This is a genomic window from Hydrogenophaga sp. RAC07 (genome assembly GCF_001713375.1).
Taxonomy (GTDB): Bacteria; Pseudomonadota; Gammaproteobacteria; order Burkholderiales; family Burkholderiaceae_C; genus Hydrogenophaga.
In genome coordinates this window covers 1,870,027-1,885,741 of the sequence record NZ_CP016449.1, presented here as the reverse complement: position 1 = coordinate 1,885,741, position 15,715 = coordinate 1,870,027, and the positions used below count along the sequence as shown (strand labels likewise).

Sequence of the window (15,715 nt, the reverse complement as noted above, 5' to 3'; positions counted from 1 at the left end):
CCATGACACCTGACCTGTTCGCCGCCGAGCCCTCGCCGGCCGAGCGTGCCGCGCAACTGCGCGCCCAACTCCACCACCACGCCCACCGCTACTACACCCTCGACGACCCGGAAATCCCCGACGCCGAGTACGACCGGTTGTTCCGCGAACTGCAGGCCATCGAGGCCGCGCACCCCGAGCTGCTGACCAGCGACTCCCCGACCCAGCGCGTGGGAGGCCGGGTGCTGGATGCGTTCACGCCGGTGCGCCACCGCGTGCCCATGCTGTCGATCAACACGGAAACAGACACCGAGCCCAGCGGTGCGCGCAACTTCGACACCCGCGTGCGACGAGCCCTGGGACTCACCGACGCCGATGCGCCGGTGGACTACGTGGCCGAACTCAAGTTCGACGGACTGGCCATGAGCCTGCGCTACGAGGGCGGTGTGCTGGTGCAGGCCGCCACGCGCGGTGACGGTGAGGTGGGCGAAGACGTCACCACCAATGTGCGCACCATCCAGCAGGTGCCGCTTCGTCTGCCGGCCGACGCGCCGGCGGTGCTTGAAGTGCGCGGCGAGGTGTACATGCGGCGCGACGACTTCGATGCGCTCAACGAGAAGCAGCGCGCCAAGATCGCCGCCGGCGCGAAAGGTGAAAAGACGTTTGTGAACCCGCGCAACGCCGCCGCCGGCGCGGTGCGGCAGCTCGACTCCGGCATTGCCGCCCAGCGGCCTTTGAGCTTCTTCGCCTACGGCCTCGGCGAAATCACACCGCCCGACCAGGGCGGGCCCGCGTTCGTGACCCACTTCGAGCTGCTCATGCAGCTCAAGGGCTGGGGTTTCCCGGTGGCCGAGCAGACCGCCCTGTGCAGCGGCGCAGACGCCCTTGTTGCTTTTCACCAGCGCATTGGCGCCAGCCGCGACCAGCTGCCCTACGACATTGACGGCGTGGTCTACAAGGTCAATTCGTTGGCACTGCAGCGGCAACTGGGCTTTGTCACCCGCGAGCCGCGCTGGGCCGTGGCGCACAAATACCCCGCGCAGGAACAGCTCACCACCGTGCTGGCCATCGACGTGCAGGTGGGCCGCACCGGCAAGCTCACGCCGGTGGCCAAACTGGCGCCGGTGTTCGTGGGCGGCGTGACGGTGACCAACGCGACGCTGCACAACGAGGACGAGGCACGCCGCAAGGACGTGCGCGTGGGCGACACGGTGATCGTGCGCCGTGCGGGCGATGTCATTCCCGAGGTGGTGTCTGTGCTGCTTGACAAGCGCGTGGGCGACCCTGAACCCTTCAGCCTGCCCCGCCAATGCCCGGTGTGCGGCAGCGATGCCGTGCGCGAAGAAGGCGAGGTGGACTACCGGTGCTCCGGCGGGCTGTTCTGCGGCGCCCAGCGCAAGCAGGCCCTGCTGCACTTCGCCCAGCGCCGCGCGGTGGAAATCGAGGGCCTGGGCGACAAGCTGGTGGAGCAGCTGGTGGACGCGGGCGTGGTCAAGACCCTGCCCGACCTGTACCGCCTGGGTCTCACGTCGCTGCTGGCGCTGGACCGCATGGCCGAGAAGTCGGCGCAGAACATCCTGGCGGCCTTGGAGAAGTCCAAACGCACAACGCTGCCGCGTTTCCTGTTCGGCCTGGGCATCCGCCACGTGGGCGAAGCCACCGCCAAGGAGCTCGCGCGCCATTTCGGCCAGCTCGATCGGATCATGGACGCCAGCCTCGAAGCCCTTTCCGAGGTGAACGATGTGGGCCCGGTGGTGGCGCAAAGCATCCGCACCTTCTTCGACCAGCCGCACAACCGCGAGGTGGTGGAGCAGTTGCGCGCCTGCGGGGTGACCTGGGAGGAGGGCGAACCCGCCGAGCGCGCACCCCAGCCGCTGGCGGGCAAGACCTTCGTGCTCACCGGCACCTTCCCCACGCTCAAGCGGGAGGACGCCAAGGCCATGCTGGAAGCCGCCGGCGCCAAGGTGGCGGGCTCGGTGAGCAAGAAGACCGACTACGTGGTGGCCGGTGCCGAGGCCGGCAGCAAGCTGGACAAGGCGAACGAGCTGGGTGTTTCGGTGTTGGACGAGGCCGGCATGCTGGCCTTGCTGGGCTCGATCACTTGAACTTGTAGTAATCCCGGTTGAGCACCGCCGCAATGGCGGTGACTTCTTCGGGGAAGAGCTGCAAGTTCAGCTGGGTGCTGCAGTTCTCCACCATGCCGCGCAGCAGGCCGGCGTTGTTGATGCGGCCTTGCGGGCGGTAGATGGTGCTGCCGTCGCCGCCGACCTTGCCGGTGTGGCACTGGGTGCACTTGTTTTCTGCGATGAGCTTGGCGCCCAGGGCCAGGTCGGCGCCTTTGAAGATCTCGGCGCCCTGGGCCTGCGCCAATGCGGGCACGAACAGGGCGAGGGCGAGCAGGGTGGTCTTCATGGGTTCTCCTCGGGTGGTCGCGTGGGGTGTCGTGATCAGCGAAACTAAACCCATCTCCTCCGCTTGTCCAACCCATGACCGTTCACACCATCCTGAAAATGGGCGATCCGCGCCTGCTGCGCCACGCCCAGCCCGTCACCCGTTTCGACACATCCGAGCTGCACCAGCTGGTGGTGGACCTGCAGGACACCATGGTCGCCGCGAATGGTGCCGGCCTGGCCGCGCCGCAGATCGGGGTGGACCTGCAGGTGGTGCTGTTCGGCAGCGGCGCACCCAACCCGCGCTACCCCGATGCGCCGGTGGTGCCGCGCACCGTGCTGGTGAATCCGGTCATCACGCCCTTGGGTGACGAAGAGGAAGAGGGCTGGGAAGGCTGTCTGTCGGTCCCCGGCTTGCGGGGCGTGGTGCCGCGCTGGCGGCGCATCCGTTACCAGGGATTTGACGAGCGAGGGCAGGTCATCGACCGCGAGGCCGAGGGTTTCCACGCGCGGGTGGTGCAGCACGAGTGCGACCACCTCTGGGGCACGCTCTACCCCATGCGCGTGCGCGACTTCACGCGCTTTGGCTTCACCGAGGTGCTGTTTCCCGGGCTGGATGCCGGCGAAGACGATTGAAACAAACCGTCGCGCGATTGAAATGAATTGACATGTTCGGGCGGGCACATCGACTAGAGTCGGCCCCGGGTCAAACCAAACAACTGGGATTCCTTTTCATGAAGCACTTGCTTGCCGTGACGGCGTGCGCGGCACTGCTCGGCGCCTGCAGCGTGACCAAGCCGCCCGCCGAAATGGCTGTGGACTTGCCGTCCACCTGGTACGCGCCACCCCTGGCCCACCAGGGCAGCACGCAGGCACTCACCACCTGGTGGAGCCGGTTCGACGACCCGGTGCTCACCGACTGGATTCACCGCGCACAAGCTCAGAGCCCGACGATCGCGACGGCCAGAGCGCAGGTGTTTGCTGCCCGCGCGACGCGGTTCGGCGTGGAGGCGCAAAACGGGCCCCAGGTGAACGCGGTGGCCAACGCCACCCGTGGCATCACCGACCCGACCATTCCACTGGGTACCTCGCTGAGCGCGGGACTGCAGGCTTCGTGGGCGGTCGGGCTCTGGGGCGAGAGCACCGCCCGCCTGGGCAGCGCACAGGCGCAGCAAGACGCGGCGGGAGCTGGCTGGCACGAGGCCCGGGTGCTGGTGGCGTCCGAACTGGCACAGCTCTATTTTTCGCAGCGCCTGTGCCGTGAACAGCTCGCGGTGGCCCTGCGCGACCGCGACTCGCGCGCCATCACGGCGCAGAACAACAGCACCTCCGAGCGCGCCGGCCTCACCGCACCGGCGGTGGCTGCGCTGGCGCGCGCCAGTGGCGCGGAGAGTGCTGCGCGCTACCGGCAACAGGAAGAGACCTGCGAGCGGCAGGTGAAGTCGCTCACCGCGCTCACCGGCGTGCCCGAGCCCGAGGTGCGCCAGCGTCTGGCCGGCGCGCCGGCCTTGTTGGCGTCGGACCGTCTGGAGAACATGTTGACGGTGAGTGCCGTGCCCGCCGAGGTGATCCGCCAGCGGCCCGATGTCTACCGCGCGCAGCGCGAACTGGTGGCCGCGAGCGAAGACGTGGGTGTGGCCAAGGCTGCGTTGTTGCCCGGCCTGTCGCTCTCCGGCAGCCTGTTGCGCAACCGGCTTTCGGGTGGTGGCACCACGGCCACCTTCAACACCTGGGCCATTGGCCCGATCAGCCTGAGCCTGCCTCTGCTGGGCCGTGATGCCCTGCGCGCCAGCACCGACAGCGCGCAGGCGCGCTACGAATCGGCAGCCATCGCGTACGCGAGCACCCTGCGCCAGGCCGTGGCCGAAGTGGAGCAGGCCCTGGTCACCCTCTCCAGCTTGCGCGAGCGCGAGGCGTCCACGGTGACCGCGGTGGCCGGCTACGAGCAGTCGCTCAAGGGCACCGAAGCGCGCTACCGCGTGGGACTGGCCAACCTCAACGAGCTGGAAGAAGCGCGCCGCCTCAAGCTCAATGCCGACAGCAGCGCGGTGAGCCTGCAGCAAGAACGCATCAACGCCTGGATCCAGCTCTACGTCGCACTGGGCGGCGGCTTTGATCCCGTGAACAACCCCAACGCACTCAAAGACCCCGCATGAACGCCACAACTTCCCCATCGCGCAAACGCTGGCTCTGGCTGGCCATCGCTCTGGCCCTGGTATTGCTGGTGGTCTTCTGGATGTTCATCAAGACGCCCGCGGCGGCCGATGACGGCGCGCCCGCCGCCGACGCAGGCCCCAAACCCTCGCTCACCGTGACGGTGGCCCTGCCCGAGCGCAGCAGCCTGCCGATCCGACTGCAGGCCAACGGCAACATCACCGCCTGGCAAGAGGCCAGCGTGGGCGCCGAACTCAACGGCCTGCGGCTGGCGTCGGTGAACGTGAACGTGGGTGATGTGGTGCGCAAGGGCCAGGTGCTGGCCGAGTTCGCGCGCGAAACCACGCAGGCCGACAGCCTGCAAAGCCGCGCCAGTTTGATGCAGGCCGAGGCCAGTTTCGAAAACGCCAAGGCCGACGCCGACCGCGCGCGTTCCATCCAGGACAGTGGAGCGCTCTCCGCGTCGCAGGTGGCGCAGTACCTCACGCAAGAAAAGGTGGCGCGCGCGCAGCTGGAAGCCGCCAAGGCGGTGCTGAGCGCGACCGAAATTCGCCTGGGCAACACCAAGGTGCTCGCGCCCGACGACGGCGTGATTTCGGCGCGCGGTGCCACCGTGGGCGCGGTGGTGAGTGCGGGGCAGGAGCTGTTCCGCCTGGTGCGCCAGAGCCGCATGGAATGGCGCGGCGAAGTCACGCCCAGCGAGGTGGGGCGCGTGCAAAAGGGACAGGAGGTGAAGGTCACGGCGGCCAGCGGGCTGGAGATCTCGGGCCGTGTGCGTGCGATTGCACCGAGCGCCGACCCACAGACGCGCAACATCCTGGTGTTTGTGGACCTGCCTCGCAACGACCAGCTGAAGGCGGGCACCTTTGCCAAGGGCTTCTTCGAACTGGGGCAGAGCGACGCGCTCACCGTGCCCGGCGAATCCATCGTGGTGCGCGACGGCAGCAACTACGTGTTCGTGATCGACCCGCAGAACAAAGCCAGCCAGCGCAAGGTGCAGACCGGGCGCCGCGTGGGCGAGCGGGTCGAGGTGCTCGAAGGCGTGAAGGCCGACGAGCCGGTGGCGGTGCAGGGCGCGGGCTTCCTGAACGACGCTGATCTCGTCAAAGTGGTGAAGTGAGGACCGGGCCATGAACGTCTCAGCCTGGTCCATCAAGAATCCAATCCCGGCGTCGATGCTGTTCTTCATGCTGACGCTGGCGGGCCTGTTCTCGTTCAGCCAGATGAAGGTGCAGAACTTCCCCGACCTGGACGTGCCCAACATCACGGTGAGCGCCAGCCTGCCCGGCGCCGCGCCCAACCAGCTTGAAAACGACGTGGCGCGCGTCATCGAGAACAGCCTGGCCTCGCTGCAAGGCATCAAGCACATCACCACCAAGGTGCAGGACGGCGCGGTCACCATCACCACCGAATTCCGAATCGAGAAGAACACGCAGGAAGCGCTGGACGATGTGCGCTCGGCCGTGGCCAAGGTGCGCGGTGATTTGCCCGCCGACCTGCGCGAGCCCATCATCAACAAGGTGGAACTCGCCGGCGGTGCGGTGCTGGCCTACACCGTGTCGTCCGACAAGATGGACGCGGAAGCGATCTCGTGGTTTGTCGAGAACGACATTTCCAAGCTGCTGCTCTCGGTGCGCGGCGTGGGCGCCATCAACCGCGTGGGCGGGGTGGACCGCGAGGTGCAGGTGCTGCTGGACCCGTTGAAGCTGCAGGCGCTGGGCGCGAGCGCGGCCGATGTGTCGCGGCAGCTGGCCAAGGTGCAGATCGAGAGCGCCGGCGGCCGCGTGGACCTGGGCGGCAGCCAGCAGCCGCTGCGCACCTTGTCGTCGCTTCAATCGGCTGAGGAGCTGTCCCGGCTGGAGTTGTCGCTGTCGGACGGCCGGCGGGTTCGCCTGGACCAGATCGCCACCATCAAGGACACGGTGGCCGAACCCACGGCCGCGGCGTTTCTGAATGGCAAGCCGGTGGTGGGCTTTGAAGTGGCACGCAGCCGCGGCGCCAGCGAAATCGAGGTGGGCAACGGCGTGCGCGAAAAGCTCAAGGATCTGCAGGCCGCGCGGCCCGACCTGAGCATCACCGAATCGTTCGACTTCGTCACCCCGGTGCAGGAGGAGTTCGACGGTTCGATGATCCTGCTGTACGAAGGCGCCATCCTGGCCGTGCTGGTGGTGTGGCTCTTTTTGCGCGATTTCAGGGCCACCGTGGTCTCGGCCGTGGCGCTGCCGCTCTCGGCCATTCCGGCCTTCATCGGCATGCACTACATGGGCTTCACCATCAACGTGGTGACGCTGCTGGCCATGTCGCTGGTGATCGGCATTCTGGTGGACGATGCGATCGTGGAGGTGGAGAACATCGTGCGCCACATGCGCATGGGCAAGACGCCGTACCAGGCATCGATGGAGGCTGCCGACGAGATTGGCCTGGCGGTGATTGCGACGACTTTTGCGCTGATCGCGGTGTTCCTGCCCACGGCCTTCATGTCGGGCATTCCGGGCAAGTTCTTCAAGCAGTTCGGCTGGACCGCGTCGTTCGCGGTGTTCGCCTCGCTGGTGGTGGCGCGCGCACTCACGCCCATGATGGCGGCCTACCTGCTCAAGCCGGTCGTGATGGCCAAGGACATGCCGCGCTGGGCGCGCAGCAACCGGGTGGCCGGTGCGTTCTGGCGCTGGATGACCAACCAGGACGAACCGGCCTGGCTCAACACCTACCAAGGCTGGGCGGCGTGGTGCATCCGCCACCGCTGGTTCACCATGATCGGCGCCGGGGTGTTCTTCGTGGGCTCGCTGATGCTGATTCCGCTGCTGCCGCAGGGCTTCATTCCGCCCGACGACAACTCGCAGACGCAGGTCTACATCGAGCTGCCACCGGGCGCCACGCTGCAGCAGACCGTGGCGACGGCTGAGCGGGCGCGGCTGCTGGTGATGGATGTGCCGCACGTGAAGTCGGTCTACACCACGATCGGTTCGGGTTCGGCCGGCTCCGATCCGTTTGCGCCGCAGGGCACGGCCGAGTCGCGCAAGGCCGCGCTCACGATCCAGCTCGATGCGCGTGGCACGCGCCCGCGCAAACAGATCATCGAAAACCAGATGCGCGCGGCCATGTCCAACCTGCCGGGCGTGCGCAGCAAGGTGGGCCTCGGCGGCTCGGGTGAAAAATACATCCTGACGCTGACCGGCAACGACGCCGCCGCGCTCACCGCCGCAGCCACCGCGATCGAACGCGACCTGCGCACCATTGGCGGTGTGGGCAGCGTGCAGTCCACCGCGTCGCTGGTGCGAACCGAAATCAGCGTCACGCCCGACCTGGCCCGCGCCGCCGACATGGGCGTGACCAGCAGCGCGATCGCCGAGACGCTGAGGATTGCCACCGTGGGCGACTACGACACGGCCTTGCCCAAGATGAACCTGCCGCAGCGGCAGATCCCCATCGTGGTCAAGCTCGATGCCGCAGCGCGCGGCGACCTGGATCTGCTGGCCCGTCTGGCGGTGCCGGGCAGCAAGGGCCCGGTGATGCTGGGACAGGTGGCCACGCTCAGCTTCGGCGGCGGCCCGGCGGTGATCGACCGCTACGACCGCGCGCGCAACATCAACTTCGAGGTGGAGCTGGCCGGCATTGCGCTGGGCGACATGAAGAACGCGGTGGAGAAGTTGCCGAGCCTGCGCAACCTGCCGCCGGGCGTGTCGGTGCTGGAGATTGGCGACGCCGAGGTGCAGGGCGAGCTGTTCGCCAGCTTCGGCCTGGCAATGCTCACCGGTGTGCTGTGCATCTACATCGTGCTGGTGTTGCTGTTCAAGGCCTTCCTGCACCCGGTCACCATCCTGGCGGCGCTGCCGCTGTCGTTGGGCGGTGCGTTTGTGGCGCTGCTGCTGGCGGACAAGAGCTTCTCCATGCCCTCGTTGATCGGTCTGATCATGTTGATGGGGGTGGCCACGAAGAACTCGATCCTGCTGGTGGAGTACGCCATCGAGGCACGGCGCGAGCACGGCATGAACCGGCTCGACGCGATCCTGGACGCCTGCCACAAGCGCGCGCGCCCGATCGTGATGACGACGATTGCCATGGGGGCGGGCATGTTGCCGATTGCGATTGGTTGGGGTGCCGCCGACAGCAGTTTCCGCTCACCGATGGCGGTGGCGGTCATCGGCGGTCTGATCACATCGACCTTCCTCAGCCTCTTGGTGATCCCGGCGGTGTTCACGCTGGTCGACGATGTGTCGATCTGGTTTGCCGGGCTCTTGGGTCGCAAGCCACCTCGCCCTGACGCCGGGGAGGCTGTTCGCGCCTAGGGGTTGGCGGGCTCGCGAGCTTGCGCGGCTACAGGCGTGACAGGCGCTTGAGCGCTTCCTGCAAGGTGTCGTCTCTTTTTGCGAAGCAGAAACGCACCACGCGCTGATCAAACCCGTTGCCGTAGAAGGCCGAGAGCGGGATCGCGGCCACGCCGATTTCCTTGGTGAGCCACTGGCAAAAGTCGCCCTCGGGCAGGTCGCGTTCGGGCACGGCCAGGCTGGAGATGTCGACGCACTGGAAGTAGGTGCCTTCGCCCGCGAGCATGCGAAAACGCGTGGCGGCGAGGCCCTCGCGGAACAGGTCGCGCTTGCGTTGGTAGAACGCGCCGAGTTCGAGGTAGGGCGCGGGGTTGGCCATGTAGGTGGCCAGGGCGTGCTGAACCGGTGTGTTCACCGTGAACACGTTGAACTGGTGCACCTTGCGGAACTCGGCGGTGAGCGCGGCGGGTGCGACCACGGTGCCCACCTTCCAGCCGGTCACGTGATAGGTCTTGCCGAAGCTGCTGACGATGAAGGCGCGTGCCGCCAGGCCCGGAAAACGCGCGGCACTCTGGTGTTGTTGCCCGTCGAACACCATGTGCTCGTACACCTCGTCGCTGATCAGCAGCACGTCGGTGGGCGCGAGCAGGTCTTGCAGGCGCTGCATGTCGGCCGCGCTCCACACGGTGCCGCTGGGGTTGTGCGGGCTGTTGATGACGATGGCGCGAGTGCGCGGTGTCATGGCGGCTGCGATGCGGTCGAAGTCGGGGCGGAAGCTGCCGGTTGTGAGCGGCACGCGCACCGGCACACCACCGGCCAGTTCGATGTTGGGCACGTAGCTGTCGTAGCAGGGCTCCAGCACGATGACCTCGTCGCCGGGGTGCACCACCGCCAGCAGGGCAGTGAGGATGGCCTGGGTGGCGCCTGCGGTCACGGTGATCTCGGTGGCCGGGTCGCAAGCGAGGCCGTACAGCGCCAGCATCTTGTCCGCCATGGCCTGGCGCAGCGCGGGCACGCCCGGCATGGGCGGGTACTGGTTGTGGCCGGCCTGCATGGCCTGGGTGACCGCGTCAAGCAAGGCCGGGTCGCAACCAAAGTCGGGAAAGCCCTGGCCCAGGTTGACCGCCTTGTGCTCGGTGGCCAGGGCCGACATGACGGTGAAGATGGTGGTGCCCACGTCGGGCAGGCGGGAGGAGAGGGCGGGTGTGCGGGGTGGATTCGGGCTCATGGGTTCACAACTCGTAGTCATCGGGGGTGCCGCTCATGGCGCGCATCACTTGGTCTCTGGTCAGGCGTGCACTCAACAGTTCGGCAAAACGCAGCACAAAGTGGCGCAGGTAGGTCCCGCGCTTGAAGGCCACGCGCGCGAGGTTGTGGCCAAACAAATCAGCGGCAGGGCGGGACACGAGGTCGGGTGTCTGGTTGTCGCCGGCCATGGCCATTTCGGCCACGATGCCCACGCCCATGCCCAGCTTCACGTAGGTCTTGATCACGTCGGAGTCGATGGCCTCCAGCACGATGTTGGGCTGCAGGTGGCGCAGGGCAAATGCCTGGTCGATGCGGGTGCGGCCGGTGTAGCTCGGGTGGTAGGTGATCAGCGGCACCTGGGCCAGGTCTTCGTGCGTGATGCGCTCGCGCTCCAGCAACGGGTGGTCGAACGGAAACACCAGCACGTGTTGCCATTCGTAGCAGGGCAGGGTGACGAGCTCGGGGTAGTTCACCAGCGACTCTGTGGCCATGCCGATCTCGGCCACTTCTTCCATCAGCATCCTGGCGACCTGGTCGGGCGAGCCCTGGTGCAGGCTGATCGCCACCTTGGGGTAGGCCTGGCGAAGCGCGGCCACCGGGCCGGGCAACACATAGCGCGCCTGGGTGTGGGTGGTGGCGATGGAGAGCGTGCCACTGTCCTGCGCCGAATACTGTTCGCCGATGCGCTTGAGGTTGTTGACCTCGCGCAAGATGATCTCGATGCTCTTGAGCACCTGCAAACCCGGCTCGGTCACGCGCTTGATGCGTTTGCCGTGGCGCGCAAAGATCTCGATGCCGAGCTCGTCTTCCAGTTCGATGATGGCCTTGGACACGCCGGGTTGCGAGGTGTGCAGGGCCTTGGCGGCTTCGGTCAGGTTCAGGTTGCGGCGCACGGCCTCCTGCACGAAGCGGAACTGGTGCAGGTTCATGGCCCGGTCTCCAACGCAATCTGCGCGAGCAGCGCGGTCAGGCGCGGGTCTTCACCCGCGGCAGGCAACTGCTCGAATCGCACCTGGGGGTGGCTCTCGGCCAGGTCTTTCATCAGCACCGGCAGGTCTTCGCGTGCGTGTTTGCCCATGCCGAAGAACAGCGGCAGAACCCGCACGCGCGTGGCGCCGGCGTCGACCATCTGGCGCACCGCGGTGGCCATGTCGGGCTCACACAGTTCGAGGTAGGCGCACGACACAGCCGCCGCCGGGGCGCTGCGCGCAATCTGCTGCGCCACCGACTCCACCGGCAGGCGCCACAAGGGGTCGCGCGACCCATGGGCAAACACGATCACACCAAGCATGGACACGCTACCTTCGCAAGACGAGCCAGCCAAACGCGGCCAGCGAAAACACCGAATAGATCAACGCGGGTGATGCCGCCGCCAGCCAGGGCTGCCAGGCATTGAGGTTGCCGATGTAGCCAAACACGTTGTTGAGCAGGAAGAAGCTGATGCCGATCATCACGCCGCCGAACACGTAGGCGGTGATGCTGCCCGAGCGGAAATGCAGGTAGGCAAAGGGCAGGGCGAGCACCACCATCACGAGGCAGCTCAGCGGATAGAACACCTTGCGCCAGAACTCGATCTCGTAGCGCTGCGCCGTCTGCCCGTTGGCTTGCAGGTGGCGGATGTAGCCGAACAGATCCGTCGTGCGCATGGTCTCGGGCTTGAGCAGCGCCACCGACACCATCTCGCTGTTGATGCCGCTGGGCCAGCGGAAGGTCTCCAGCGCACTGCGCACGATGCGTGCCGAGGCCTGGCCGGCGGTGTCGAATTCGCGGCGCTGCACCTGACGCAGGGTCCACGAATCGTCCACTTCGATCTGTCCGGAGGCCGCGGTCAGTGTGGACACCAGCGAACCCTGGTTGTTGAACTCGAAGATGCGCACGTTGCCCAGTTCCCCTTGCGAGGACATGGAACCCACGTTGACCGAGAAGTTGCTGTAAGGCTGGCGCTCCTTGAGCCAGGCCCCCGTCTGGCCGATGCTGATGTTGCCCTGGTAACGTGCCTTGAGCAGTTGCGCAGTGCGGTCCGCCAGCGGGGCCAGGTAGTCGCCCATGGCAAAGGTGAGCGCCACAAACACCACGCCCAGGCCGAGCAAGGTGCGCAGCGCGCGCCATGGCCCGAGCCCGCTGGTGCGCAGGATGGTGTATTCGGAGCCCTGGGCCAGCCGCGCCAGCACAAACACCGCGCCGATCAGCACCGAGATCGGCAGCAGCTCGTAGATGCGGTTGGGCATGAGCAGGCCCACGTACAGCAGGGCGTGGGGCACCTCGTACACCACCTTGGCGTCCAGCGCCGACGGTTTGCCCAGCGCCGGCAGCTCGTCCACAAAGTCGAAGAAGAAAAACAGTGACAGAAAGGCCAGCAGCACGAAGCCCACCGCCACAAAGATCTCGCCGTAGATCAGGCGCCGGATCGTCCTCATGCCGCGACTCCTTGAGCCGCTGCGTTGCGCCGGCTGTTGATCCAGCTGCGCAGGCTCACGTTGTAGTGCCGCTTGGTCAGCCACAGCACGGTCAGCACGAACACCCCGCCGTGCAGCATCAGCATGAAAGCGCCCAGGCTCACCAGTCCGCCCGCGACCCAGCTCTGGCCGAGGTTGAGCAGGTTGTAATAAAACACGAACGAGAACAGGGTGAAGAAGAGGTTGCCGCCGCGGCCTGCGCGCGGGTTGCCCGCGGTCGTGGCCAGGGCGATCAACACAAAGTTGAGCGCGGTGAGTGCCATGCCGATGCGCCAGCCCAGTTCACCCAGGTTGGCCCGGTCGGGCTCGGTGATCAACAGCAAGGTGCTGCGCGACTTGAGTTGTTGTGTGCCCCGTTCCCCGATCGCGCTCGATCCGATCTGCGTGCCGTAGCTCTGGAATTCGCTGACTTTCAAACCGCTGCCATCGGCCGCTGTTTCCAGTCGCTGGCCGTTGTTGAGCATCAGGAACTGCTGGTCTCTCACCCATTCAATGCGGCCCGATCGGGCCGATGTGACGGTCTCGCGGCCGTCGTCTTCGGTACTTGAGATGAAGATGTTGCGGCCTTCGGTGCCACCGGCCGTGTCCTTGTCGATGAAGAAGACGCGCCGGCCACTCGACGATTCCTGAAACTGGCCAGGCGCCACGCGCTCCAGATCGCCGCGGCGCTCGAAACGGCTGCGCAGGTTGTCGGTTTGCTGGTTGGCCCAGGGCCAGACAAAAAACACCATCAGCGTGATGACCGCCAGGATCGGCCACGAGAAGCGCAGCACCGGCCCGAGAAAGCCCCCGAGCGAGCGGCCGCTGGAGAACCAGATGATCATTTCGCTGTCGCGGTACATGCGCGAGAGCGTGAAGACGATGGCCACGAACAGGGCCAGCGTGAGGATGGTGGGCATGCGGCCGATGACGGTGTAGCCCAGCACCAGCGCGATCTCTTGCGGGTTCACGCTGCCCCGAGAAGCCAGGCCGAGTGTGCGGATCAGCAGCATCGTCAGCACGATGGTGAAGAGGACCACCAGGGTGGCCCCGAAGCTGCGCGCCAGCTCTCTGCGGATGGAAGAATGAAATAACATCGATTGCTACAAGGAAAACACGATTATGGACTTCGAACTCAAATCCCTCAGCGCTGCACAAGCGGCCCAACTGCCTGTCGACGCGCTGCTGGTGTTGGTGCCCGACACGACCCCGACCATGAAGTCCGCCGACCAGGCCCTGACCCGACTGGTGGCCCAGGCGGTCGAGCACAAAGACCTGGAAAGCGGCGTGGCCAAGATGCTGGCCTGCTACCGTCCGGAAGGCTTCAAGGCTTCGCGCGTCACGCTGGTGCGCTCCGGGGATGGCTCTGCCGCGTCGGTTCGCAAGGCCGTGTCGGCCGGCATGGGCTCGCTCAAACAACCCGGCATCCAGAAACTCGCCGTGGTGTTCAGCCTGATCGACGCCACCGACGACGCCGTGCGCGCCGCCATGCAGGCCTGTGCGGACGCTACCTACTGCTACACCACCACCAAACCGAGCGCCAAGGCGCGCATCGTCAAGCACGTGGTGCTGGGTGTGACCAAGGCTGCCGACGCGCAGCGCGGCTTCAACATCGGCAAGGCACAAGTGGCGGGTGTGGAGTTCGCCAAGGAATGGGCCAACCGCCCCGCCAACCACGCCACCCCCACCATGCTGGGCGAAGCCGCGCGCAAGCTTGGCAAGCACCCCGGCTTCAAGGTGGACGTGCTCGGCCCCAAGCAGGTGGAAGCGCTGGGCATGGGTTCGTTCCTGTCGGTCGCTCGCGGCTCGGTGGAGCCACTGCGCTTCATCGTCATGCACTACAACGGCGGCGCCAAGGGCAGCGCGCCCGTGGTGCTGGTGGGCAAGGGCATCACGTTCGACACCGGGGGCATCTCCATCAAGCCCGCCGCCGACATGGACGAGATGAAGTTCGACATGGGCGGCGCGGCCAGCGTGCTGGGCACCTTCGCGGCGCTGGCCGAACTCAAGCCCGCCATCAACGTGGTGGGCCTCATTCCCAGCTGCGAGAACATGCCCGACGGCCAGGCCGTGAAGCCCGGTGACGTGGTCACCAGCATGAGCGGGCAGACCATCGAGATTCTCAACACCGACGCCGAAGGCCGGCTCATCCTGTGCGACGCGCTGACCTACGCCGCGCGTTTCAAACCGCGCAGCGTGGTCGACATCGCCACGTTGACTGGCGCCTGCGTGATCGCTCTGGGTGGTGTGCGCTCGGGCTTGTTTTCGGCGCGCGACGATCTGGCGCAGGCCCTGGCCAGCGCGGGTGACAAGTCGCTCGACCTGTGCTGGCGCATGCCGCTGGACGACGAGTACGCCGACGGCCTCAAGTCCAACTTTGCCGACATGGGCAACGTGGCTGGCCGCGCGGGCGGTGCCATCACGGCCGCCAAGTTCCTCCAGAAATTCGCCACCGAACTGCCCTGGGCCCACCTGGACATCGCGGGCACGGCGTGGAAGAGCGGGGCGGCGAAGGGGTCCACCGGACGGCCTGTGCCCCTGTTGCTGCAGTACCTGATTGATCAGGCCGAGGCGCCCGCCAAGGCTGTCTCATCGGCCAAGCCATCGGCCCGCCGCTCCACCAAAGCCTGAGGCCGCGAGTGCCCGACGTCGCTTTTCACTTCAACGCGCCCGACCGGGTGGGCTATGCCTGTCGCTTGCTGCGCAAGGCCTACTTGCGAAACGCGCGTCTGTTCGTGTGGGTGACTGAAGGCGATCTCGCCCGGCTCGACACAGCGCTGTGGACCATGGGCGCGGGCGAGTTCGTGCCCCATTGCCGCAGCGACGACCCCGAGACCGTGACCGCACGGTCGCCCATCCAGATTGGTCACCAACTGCCCGGGCAACGCGGTGACCTGGTTCTGGTGAACCTGCATCACGACATGCCCGACGACCCCGTTGCCTTCAAGCGGGTGATCGAGGTCGTGACGCTGGACGAGGCAGACCGCGCCGCAGCACGCGAGCGATGGCGCCAATACAGGGCGCTTGGCCTGGAGCCGCAGCGCCACGACCTCCAATTGGTGCCTTCGGATTGAAGTTGCACCGCGCTGGCGCATGACCGTCGCTAATGCGGCATTCGCTGCGGTGATGGGGTCTGTGAAAACCCTCGATTGCGCTTTCGCCTTGTCACGTATGTGAAATTCACGGCTTTTTTAGAGTATCTTTATGAGCGTGATGGCAAAAGTTCCCATCGCTTAACTTTTTC

General features: G+C 66.5%; 13 protein-coding genes. 7 read left to right on the top strand and 6 right to left on the bottom strand.

The window, feature by feature from the left end; all coding sequences use genetic code 11:
* The first annotated feature begins 2 nt into the window (after window positions 1–2).
* Window positions 3–2,084 carry an NAD-dependent DNA ligase LigA gene (gene ligA, locus BSY239_RS08805; RefSeq protein ID WP_069046515.1) on the top strand — a complete coding sequence of 694 codons (2,082 nt, stop codon included), beginning with the start codon at window positions 3–5 and terminating at the stop codon, window positions 2,082–2,084.
* Here ligA and BSY239_RS08800 read toward each other — a convergent pair.
* The gene (locus tag BSY239_RS08800; RefSeq protein WP_069046514.1) at window positions 2,077–2,391 is read right to left on the bottom strand and encodes a hypothetical protein; all 315 of its coding nucleotides are present in this window, start codon (window positions 2,389–2,391) and stop codon (window positions 2,077–2,079) included. The two genes, ligA and BSY239_RS08800, sit on opposite strands and share 8 nt — an antisense overlap.
* 74 nt (window positions 2,392–2,465) lie before the next feature.
* Between BSY239_RS08800 and def the strand changes: the two genes are divergently transcribed.
* From def to BSY239_RS08780, 4 genes are all read left to right on the top strand, one after another.
* Window positions 2,466–3,005, top strand: coding sequence for a peptide deformylase (def, locus tag BSY239_RS08795; protein ID WP_069046513.1), 540 nt, complete (start codon window positions 2,466–2,468; stop codon window positions 3,003–3,005).
* Between the two features lie 98 nt (window positions 3,006–3,103).
* On the top strand, window positions 3,104–4,525 hold the full coding sequence (locus BSY239_RS08790) for an efflux transporter outer membrane subunit (RefSeq protein WP_069046512.1): 1,422 nt from the start codon (window positions 3,104–3,106) through the stop codon (window positions 4,523–4,525).
* A complete protein-coding gene (locus BSY239_RS08785) occupies window positions 4,522–5,643 on the top strand; it encodes an efflux RND transporter periplasmic adaptor subunit (protein ID WP_069046511.1) in 1,122 nt (373 codons plus the stop codon). Before BSY239_RS08790 ends, BSY239_RS08785 begins: the two co-directional genes overlap by 4 nt.
* 10 nt (window positions 5,644–5,653) lie before the next feature.
* Window positions 5,654–8,809, top strand: coding sequence for an efflux RND transporter permease subunit (locus tag BSY239_RS08780; protein ID WP_069046510.1), 3,156 nt, complete (start codon window positions 5,654–5,656; stop codon window positions 8,807–8,809).
* 28 nt (window positions 8,810–8,837) lie between these two features.
* Here BSY239_RS08780 and BSY239_RS08775 read toward each other — a convergent pair whose 3' ends face one another.
* From BSY239_RS08775 to lptF, 5 genes are read right to left on the bottom strand one after another with little or no spacing between them, the layout of a single operon-like run.
* Complete coding sequence (locus BSY239_RS08775) at window positions 8,838–10,016, bottom strand: pyridoxal phosphate-dependent aminotransferase (protein WP_069046509.1); 1,179 nt, start codon at window positions 10,014–10,016, stop codon at window positions 8,838–8,840.
* Window positions 10,017–10,020: 4 nt separating this feature from the next.
* Window positions 10,021–10,965: a CysB family HTH-type transcriptional regulator gene (locus tag BSY239_RS08770; RefSeq protein WP_069046508.1), complete on the bottom strand. Its 945-nt coding sequence runs from the start codon at window positions 10,963–10,965 to the stop codon at window positions 10,021–10,023.
* Entirely contained in the window at window positions 10,962–11,327 is a 366-nt protein-coding gene (locus BSY239_RS08765) for a sirohydrochlorin chelatase (RefSeq protein ID WP_069048882.1), read from the bottom strand. The genes BSY239_RS08770 and BSY239_RS08765 overlap by 4 nt, the downstream gene beginning before the upstream one ends.
* Window positions 11,328–11,334: 7 nt before the next feature.
* Window positions 11,335–12,453, bottom strand: coding sequence for an LPS export ABC transporter permease LptG (gene lptG, locus BSY239_RS08760; RefSeq protein WP_069046507.1), 1,119 nt, complete (start codon window positions 12,451–12,453; stop codon window positions 11,335–11,337).
* Complete coding sequence (gene lptF, locus BSY239_RS08755; protein WP_069046506.1) at window positions 12,450–13,568, bottom strand: LPS export ABC transporter permease LptF; 1,119 nt, start codon at window positions 13,566–13,568, stop codon at window positions 12,450–12,452. Before lptF ends, lptG begins: the two co-directional genes overlap by 4 nt.
* Window positions 13,569–13,593: 25 nt before the next feature.
* Between lptF and BSY239_RS08750 the strand changes: the two genes are divergently transcribed.
* Window positions 13,594–15,102 (top strand): leucyl aminopeptidase, encoded by a 1,509-nt coding sequence (locus BSY239_RS08750; protein ID WP_069046505.1) that lies wholly within the window; start codon window positions 13,594–13,596, stop codon window positions 15,100–15,102.
* Window positions 15,103–15,110: 8 nt separating this feature from the next.
* Window positions 15,111–15,545: a DNA polymerase III subunit chi gene (locus BSY239_RS08745; RefSeq protein WP_069046504.1), complete on the top strand. Its 435-nt coding sequence runs from the start codon at window positions 15,111–15,113 to the stop codon at window positions 15,543–15,545.
* The last annotated feature ends 170 nt before the right edge of the window (window positions 15,546–15,715 follow it).

Coding starts and splice junctions, on each gene's coding strand:
- lptF (WP_069046506.1), bottom strand. CDS start 13,568: ATGTTATTTCATTCTTCCATCCGCAGAGAGCTGGCGCGCAGCTTCGGG.
- BSY239_RS08775 (WP_069046509.1), bottom strand. CDS start 10,016: ATGAGCCCGAATCCACCCCGCACACCCGCCCTCTCCTCCCGCCTGCCC.
- BSY239_RS08765 (WP_069048882.1), bottom strand. CDS start 11,327: ATGCTTGGTGTGATCGTGTTTGCCCATGGGTCGCGCGACCCCTTGTGG.
- BSY239_RS08785 (WP_069046511.1), top strand. CDS start 4,522: ATGAACGCCACAACTTCCCCATCGCGCAAACGCTGGCTCTGGCTGGCC.
- BSY239_RS08750 (WP_069046505.1), top strand. CDS start 13,594: ATGGACTTCGAACTCAAATCCCTCAGCGCTGCACAAGCGGCCCAACTG.
- lptG (WP_069046507.1), bottom strand. CDS start 12,453: ATGAGGACGATCCGGCGCCTGATCTACGGCGAGATCTTTGTGGCGGTG.
- ligA (WP_069046515.1), top strand. CDS start 3: ATGACACCTGACCTGTTCGCCGCCGAGCCCTCGCCGGCCGAGCGTGCC.
- BSY239_RS08800 (WP_069046514.1), bottom strand. CDS start 2,391: ATGAAGACCACCCTGCTCGCCCTCGCCCTGTTCGTGCCCGCATTGGCG.
- BSY239_RS08780 (WP_069046510.1), top strand. CDS start 5,654: ATGAACGTCTCAGCCTGGTCCATCAAGAATCCAATCCCGGCGTCGATG.
- BSY239_RS08790 (WP_069046512.1), top strand. CDS start 3,104: ATGAAGCACTTGCTTGCCGTGACGGCGTGCGCGGCACTGCTCGGCGCC.
- def (WP_069046513.1), top strand. CDS start 2,466: ATGACCGTTCACACCATCCTGAAAATGGGCGATCCGCGCCTGCTGCGC.
- BSY239_RS08770 (WP_069046508.1), bottom strand. CDS start 10,965: ATGAACCTGCACCAGTTCCGCTTCGTGCAGGAGGCCGTGCGCCGCAAC.